Genomic DNA, 2,428 nt, shown 5'->3' with positions numbered 1-2,428 from the left:
AATTATATCGCTAAAAAAGCCTTTACAGATAGGTTTGTGCAACAAAGCCCATGATAACTATGAAGGGATCGCCATGAAAGATGAAGAAAAGCCTTTAAACTTTGATGATGATAATGAGCCTCTGGAATTTGATGACGAGGAATTTATTGATGATAAGAAGGAAGATGAATTATATAATGCAATTACTAAAGATGGTTCAAGTGTTGACCCGGCAGATGATGCTACGCGTCATACACGTCCGGAAGATGGTGATCCTCTAGAAGTGGAAGAGTGAAACTAATTTTACTCCAATAAAGCCCAATTTTATTTGGGCTTTTAATTGTCTTTTAAAAAGTTTTAATAAAATACTTTTGCTCTTTAAGTATTTAAATAAGTAAACTGAATGCTGTTAGGGATACTTAATTTTTCTTATCTAATGAATTTTCTTTATTCTGAGGCTTGACAATAAATTCGTCTTTCATTTCAATAAAAAAATCATTGGCTTCTTCATGAGTACAGTGCAACCAGTCATACCGCAATTCTTCCGGGATGACAATAATCGAACGCTTTTCATCGTTCGGACGGTGAAACTGTTTCATAAATGGATGTTTATCTGCGTTCATGGTCAACATTGAAAAAGATCTGATTCTCTTGCCATCAATATGGGCATCATCATAAATTGCAGCAACAGTAAAAGGGTTACCGTCTGCACGTGAAATTCCGAACCAATGTGAATTTCCCTCTATATATTTAGGTTCATAGAAGACCTCTACAGGCACCAATGCAAATTGATTTTTTACCCAGGCATGCCGAAAACTGGGTTTGCCGGCAACTGTTTCAGTACGTGCATTATAGGTGTGACGACCAAATTTTAATTCTTTCGCCCAGGAAGGGATTAATCCAAAATGGGCAATATCGAGTTCAAAATTTTCCGTACCACGCATAATGATAGGAGCAGGTGCAAGTGGATAGACATGAGATTTAATTTCTAATTCTAGCTGCTCTTCATGAATGTCGAGTAAAGACAAGCGTTGTTTCGACGGAAACTCATAGTTTGAACACATACTTAACCTCTACATTCTAATTTTTGTCTTTAATAAAAATTAAGATAAGATGAATATAGACACAAAACCACTTAAAAACGTAATTACACTTTTTGCAGGTTTGGAATATCTTTCCACTAGGCATTAAACATGAAATATAAACATTTTAATCTTTAAGAAATTGATCATGTAATGCACTCAGACCTAGTATGCCGGATGACTATTATTTTATTTTTATTAGAATAAGGACATAATTAAACAGAAGGAATTTAAGTCATAATTAACTTGAATTGACCTTTTTGACAAAACTGTGGTGCAAGACTGTAGGTTAATTACAATGTTTACTTAACTGTATATTTTTTACTCAATACTATTTATCTTACCTACATTCAATTACATACAGAACATAAAATCATCAAAACTAAGTTGGAAGGCTACAATTTTGAATGATAGTTTAAGTTTAAATTTTTAGTATCTGAGGTGAACAATGAAATTGTTGACATTATTAGGTGTAGGTGTGGCTGCAAGCTGTTGCTATCAAGTTATTAAAAATAATCAGCCAATTCTCGCAAATCCGGATTTTGATGAGACAGTAAAGCGATTTTTATTAAAAGAGTTCTCGGCTTAATTGCTGGAACAATATTGTTAAGTAGATTCCTCAAATTTTCTTAGATTCAGGAAATTCTCAATGTGACGTAAATGATCTTATTTAATCTTTAATAAGATGATATTTAAATCAAGGCAGTTAAAAGAGGAAAATACTTAAACATTCCCATAAACTTATTCATAGGAAGAAAAATTATGCTAAACCTTATATTTTGTTTATTGGCTTTGAAGGGTGCAACTGAAATTGATCATCAGGTCCATGGGGGCGAGGTAGGTGACAATAAGGATTGAGTCTAATTAGATAGACGCTCATAAAACCCGGCAGAGAGAAAATTTTATCCTTATCAATTAAGATTTTAGTTAAATATTTTATTGACAGTCTCTTGAATCTTGATTATTTTACTAGGTGTTCAAAAAGCTCCATACTTGATTAAATATCGAGTTTTATCCGCATCTTCCCCAAGGTGCGGTTTTTTTATAAAAAATATTAATTTTTTGCCTTTCCTAAGAAAAAAACGATGTTTTAAATACTCACTTAAATTTAATTTTTTCTAAATCTGCCGGGAGAAATATAAATAGGGCAAGATATGTGTTTTCATTTATTTCTGTCATTGAAAATACCTGCATGTGCCCTGATAAATAAGATAGCAATCCAGATATTGCTTCTTATTCGATTATCAAAATCGATAATGAAGTCTCAGCTGGTTGATAAAATCAGGAGGGTGTTACGTGAGTAATTTCAGTTTATCACGGCTTTGTTGCACAAACCTAGCCTATAAGGTTTATTCAGTCCTATAATT

The 2,428-nt window shown here is 32.8% G+C and carries 3 protein-coding genes; 2 read left to right on the top strand and 1 reads right to left on the bottom strand.

What is annotated here, in order from left to right; translation table 11 throughout:
- The first annotated feature begins 73 nt into the window (after positions 1–73).
- Positions 74–274, top strand: coding sequence for a hypothetical protein (locus C8322_RS14155; RefSeq protein ID WP_005221851.1), 201 nt, complete (start codon positions 74–76; stop codon positions 272–274).
- Between the two features lie 124 nt (positions 275–398).
- On the opposite strand, the gene C8322_RS14150 is transcribed toward C8322_RS14155, so the two are convergent.
- The gene (locus C8322_RS14150; protein ID WP_005221852.1) at positions 399–1,043 is read right to left on the bottom strand and encodes an SOS response-associated peptidase; all 645 of its coding nucleotides are present in this window, start codon (positions 1,041–1,043) and stop codon (positions 399–401) included.
- A 466-nt stretch (positions 1,044–1,509) separates the two neighbouring features.
- Between C8322_RS14150 and C8322_RS14440 the strand changes: the two genes are divergently transcribed.
- Entirely contained in the window at positions 1,510–1,650 is a 141-nt protein-coding gene (locus tag C8322_RS14440; RefSeq protein WP_004809164.1) for a hypothetical protein, read from the top strand.
- The last annotated feature ends 778 nt before the right edge of the window (positions 1,651–2,428 follow it).

The organism is Acinetobacter sp. SM1B, assembly GCF_003289665.1.
In the GTDB taxonomy this organism is placed as follows: Bacteria; Pseudomonadota; Gammaproteobacteria; order Pseudomonadales; family Moraxellaceae; genus Acinetobacter; species Acinetobacter schindleri.
This window is presented reverse-complemented; position numbering and strand designations above follow the sequence as displayed.